The sequence below is a fragment of the Myxacorys sp. genome, from assembly GCF_059501405.1.
Genome location: NZ_JCACCM010000013.1, coordinates 1 through 4,290, shown reverse-complemented (window position 1 = coordinate 4,290; position 4,290 = coordinate 1). Strand labels below are relative to the sequence as shown.

Here is a 4,290-nt window from a genome sequence, read left to right as displayed (position 1 = left end):
GTGCTTCCTATCCTACTTTCTCTACTCTCACAATGAATTAACCCTGGGGGCAACCGTGGAGGAGTGACTCGTCTGTATGCTGATGCTCCAGGTGAATAGTAATGGTCCTTTCATCAATCTTGAGTTGCTCAGCTACGGATCATAGGAATTCCCCTTCTAGGTACTTTAGATCACTGCTATATTTCAGCCCTCGCTACTCTCGGTTGCAGCATCGCAATTGCCCTGACGTGAACTAGAGCAATACTGCTTCAGTTCTACAATTCGCGCAAAAGTCAAGCAATCTTCCCCTCGTGGGTAATCCCTGGTGAAAATTGCGGAACCGTCATGCTCAAGCCTGTGGAAACAGATGTAGTTCAAACACAGACAACCTTCACCTTAGTCATAGGAGCATCATCATGCCTTACACCAATGCACAACTTCGCAGCATTCTCAATGGTCATGGGTTCGGCTACTCTCCCGAACCCGATCCAAACTTCCCCATTTCCAGTTATGATGGACCGCTTATCGATAGAGTAACAGTGGATGCGATCAAAGCATTCCAAACCTATTACAAACTGCGAGTCGATGGCATTGCGGGTCCAATTACGATGGCAAAGGCAGAACAGGCGATGCGGGTGTTGCAAGACAACCTCAATCGGGTGATCAACGCAAACCTGCCCCCAAGCCAACCCTTCTACGGTCCTAGAACCGTTGCGGCAGTAAAAGAATTTGAGCGTCGCTATGGATATAACGTGGATGGCATTGCCAACTTAGTTGTGCGTCAACGGCTGAATGACCTGGTGCGTATTACTGCTGCTGTACAGTGACTTTTACGTGTCATGGCACTGTAGATGAGTTTCGCTAACCCAGTTGTAGCGAATTGAGAATTGCCCTATCGATCACAACTTTGAAAGGAGAACTCCAATGACCATGATGAACGAAATGGTATCTGTATCCGCAGATCCGACGCTAAGACGAGGGGCAACCGGGAACAGCGTTAAGGCACTACAAACCTTACTCAACTATCGCGGCGCAGGACTGACGGTCGATGGAAACTTTGGTGCGAACACAGAAGCCCGTGTGATTGAGTTTCAACAAGCCCTTGGACTGGCAGCAGATGGGATTGTCGGTCCTAAAACCTGGAGTGCACTTCGCTCTGGAATGGTTGTTGCCCGCATTCCGGGCAGTGCCATTAATCTTAGGGAAACGCCCGAGCTCACGGCTACCGTTATTCAAACCCTTCGATCCGAAGATAGCGTCAGGATTCTCGGTCGATCTCCTATCTTAGAAGAAGACTACCGCTGGTTTCAGGTCGAAGCCCAACAGAAAACGGGTTGGGTGCGTGAAGATTTAGTGCGCTTGTACAATCCTTTTACGATTCCGCTTCCAGTTGCAAATGGCGTGACGATTCAAATTCGTCCGCGCCCTTGGGTCATGGAAATCGATGCCAGAGTTGAAGCGGGAATTCGTAGTGCATTGAACTTAGGATTTCGTGATCGTATCCGCTATATGTTCCAATCCCTCGACCTCGATGGCACAGGTCCTAGGGGAATGATGTTGGTTTACCTCATGGGCAGCCAAGTTTGTGGAACTGGAGGTTGTACGATGCTCGTGATGCAGGCAGCGGAAAACGGATATCGCGCCATCTCTCGAATTCCAGCGGTGCAACAACCGGTCATGATTAGCAATGGAAGAACGAACGGCTATCCTGATCTGATTGTTTACACGGCGGGCGGTGGGCTCGTACCTGCTTATCGTCGCCTGCGGTTCAATGGTTCTAGCTATCCTACTCACCTCACCGGAGAGCCTGCTTTGCCCGCCGGAACCACTGTAACGGGGGGCGTGGCACTAGCCAGCCGAATTGCCCCAGACTTAGCTGCGCCGTTAGTGGCAGTGTGATCGATTAGACAGTATGAATGAGGTGAACAATGTCTAGAAGTTTGCTGGTCGTAAACTATCTGACTCTTTCGGCCGAGGAGCGAGAGAACATTCAGTTGGTGCGTAGACAGCATGATCTTTTGGATTACGACGTTGTTGCACCTCATTTCACCTTGGTCTTTCCCGTTTTCAATCGTGATGGAAAAATCTTTCATTGAGCCTGTGGAACAAGTTGCACAATCGATGATTTAGCCTTTTTGCGGGAAGATTTGCCCCAGCTCATGGGTTCGATGACCGAAGGAGTAGAGCCAGAGTGGGTGCAGATTGTGATCGCTGGCAATGGTTCTGGTCTCCCTGAGGCGATTCAAGCGCAGATTTTAAGCCGTTCTTCACCACAAAACTAGTTGGCGTAGGCACAGGCATGGACATGTCCATTAGTCATCAAATTATGGTGGAGAAACACGGTGGACAATTGAAATGCGTTTAACTTATGGGGCTGGCACTACATTCGTTATCCAATTGCCAGTTCAACAACCTGTGCAAGTCAGCAATCTATAGCATTGGGGTCAGTCGGCCTAGTGATACAAGCGCTTGAAGGTAAAGAAGGTGCTGTATTTGCAAAACTCGCGATCGATCTGCTGTTAGCACTGTGAACGCTTCTAGGCAAATTAGGAGCATCGAGTCGGTGGCAAGATCGGTCCCGCATTCAGACGGTAGAGCCGCTTGAGATCCAAAATGACCTGCCGATAGCGAACTAGCTTGGCTCTGTCGTCGATTTTGCGGTAAGTTTCGGCTCCCGAAACCCGCAAAATGCCTTCTTTGTCCCACTTGACAAATTGCTCTCCGGTTGAACCCGCAGGAATTCGTTGCTGACCAATCCCCCCAATTTCCTCTAACCCTTGAGCTAAGACCCGATCACTCACCGCACCACTCAAACAAACGCTGACCTCACCCAAGGTGCGGGTGTCGTAATACCTGCCCACCACTTGACTGCCGTATTTGCGAAACAGAAAGCAATTTCCCAGGATTTCACCCGGGGCAGACACCCTTCCCACTCGAGGGGGCTGGCTACAAAAGCGGTAATTGCCATTCGGAAGATTGGTGCGAAAGTCTAAGGCAGCAGGTTGGCCGACAGCTTGAAGCATCGTTCCGAAGGGAAGGCAGAAGCTCAAGGTCAGCGTCAGGAGAACAGAACGGTGCATGTGGGTGAACTGGGGGAGTGATCCGAAGTCAGATAGACGTGAAGTTGCAGGTGCAAGTTTCAATTTCTAAATTAAACCCATATTAGTCTCTCAACCAAACACATAATTGCCCAAATTCTCACACTTGATCGCTTAACTGCTCTGTATGCAACTGTTGAATAATTGAAGTAGTACAGTCACGCCTTCAAAATTCTGGTCAACATTCACCAATGCCGCTGCTCTTTCTCAAACCAGCAAAATATATGGAGCGACAAATTAAATGGCTTGCCGCAGACGATCGCAGTTTTGTTTGTCGAAGTAACAACTCAACCGTTCTTGCGAAATGCGTTGAGTTGTGTCGCAAATACTTCTTTATTGACAAATGAGGTATCTCATTCGTGTTTCGTTAAGTACTCATTCCAGAAAGTTCTTCAATAAATTTCACTTGAGACATACTGTTCCCTTAGTCTGATCCCTTTCACCTGCCCTTTGCGGAATCATACTCATCGCTTCAATCCCACTGGAGGTTCGTCTCGCACTGTTGAATGAGCCGAATCCCATCATTGGTTTTGTCAGTCGCTTGATGTTTTGATGGTCCTGCTCGAGCACATTGTTCAGGTATCTACTCTGCCGTAATTCCGTTTCTGCTGCCAATGTTTTATCGGCTTTCAGTACTTCAACTGCCACTGGATAGGCAGCATTTTTATCGACAGTGAGTTCTTTGAAGCTCGCGTAGTGACTCAGCCATGGAGTTTGAGTATGAGTCGCCTTCAGCACTTTGCCCAAGAACCAGGCTGCTGCTTTGCCGTCCCGCTTCGCGCTCAGCTTAAAGTCCAACGTGTTGCCTGCTGAATCGATAGCGCGATACAGATATTTCCAATCCCCTTTGACCTAAATGTACGTTTCATCCACGCGCCACGAATCGTTCGTTCCTTTCCAGTGTGGTCGAAGGCGCTTGTCCAATTCTGGCGCGTAGCTCAACACCCATCGATGGATAGTGGAATGTGTTCGCTGCGCGAAGCTCCGAAGGACACCACTTCCACCCCGCGTTCTGCCATCATTTCTTCCAAGTCCCGATAACTCAGGGAATAACGACAATACCAGCGCACGTTCAGCAGGATAATTTCAGGCAAAAAGTGCCGCCATTTAAACAAGGAGTCAGTCGTCACTTAGAGCAAGACCAGAGGAAATTAGGCTTCCCCACCTTCTCATTTGTCGAGTAGGGAGAATTCCTCCAGTGTTTAGGCTTGCT

The 4,290-nt window shown here is 49.0% G+C and carries 4 protein-coding genes and 1 pseudogene; 3 read left to right on the top strand and 2 right to left on the bottom strand.

Annotated elements, in window-relative coordinates; translation table 11 throughout:
* Window positions 1-395 precede the first annotated feature (395 nt).
* The 3 genes from AC5I6P_RS01260 (at window position 396) to AC5I6P_RS01250 (ending at window position 2,261) form a co-directional block, all read left to right on the top strand.
* Window positions 396-806: a peptidoglycan-binding domain-containing protein gene (locus AC5I6P_RS01260; RefSeq protein ID WP_495691943.1), complete on the top strand. Its 411-nt coding sequence runs from the start codon at window positions 396-398 to the stop codon at window positions 804-806.
* 97 nt (window positions 807-903) lie between these two features.
* Window positions 904-1,878: a peptidoglycan-binding protein gene (locus AC5I6P_RS01255; RefSeq protein WP_495691942.1), complete on the top strand. Its 975-nt coding sequence runs from the start codon at window positions 904-906 to the stop codon at window positions 1,876-1,878.
* Window positions 1,879-2,138: 260 nt separating this feature from the next.
* Entirely contained in the window at window positions 2,139-2,261 is a 123-nt protein-coding gene (locus AC5I6P_RS01250; protein WP_495691941.1) for a hypothetical protein, read from the top strand.
* A gap of 264 nt (window positions 2,262-2,525) precedes the next feature.
* On the opposite strand, the gene AC5I6P_RS01245 is transcribed toward AC5I6P_RS01250, so the two are convergent.
* Entirely contained in the window at window positions 2,526-3,059 is a 534-nt protein-coding gene (locus tag AC5I6P_RS01245) for a hypothetical protein (RefSeq protein ID WP_495691940.1), read from the bottom strand.
* 420 nt (window positions 3,060-3,479) lie between these two features.
* Window positions 3,480-4,207 (bottom strand): annotated as a pseudogene (locus AC5I6P_RS01240) (IS6 family transposase).
* Between the last annotated feature and the right edge of the window lie 83 nt (window positions 4,208-4,290).

Bases quoted from the DNA above. Each gene is read 5' to 3' on its own strand.
- AC5I6P_RS01250 (WP_495691941.1), top strand. From the start codon at position 2,139: ATGGGTTCGATGACCGAAGGAGTAGAGCCAGAGTGGGTGCAGATTGTG.
- AC5I6P_RS01255 (WP_495691942.1), top strand. From the start codon at position 904: ATGACCATGATGAACGAAATGGTATCTGTATCCGCAGATCCGACGCTA.
- AC5I6P_RS01245 (WP_495691940.1), bottom strand. From the start codon at position 3,059: ATGCACCGTTCTGTTCTCCTGACGCTGACCTTGAGCTTCTGCCTTCCC.
- AC5I6P_RS01260 (WP_495691943.1), top strand. From the start codon at position 396: ATGCCTTACACCAATGCACAACTTCGCAGCATTCTCAATGGTCATGGG.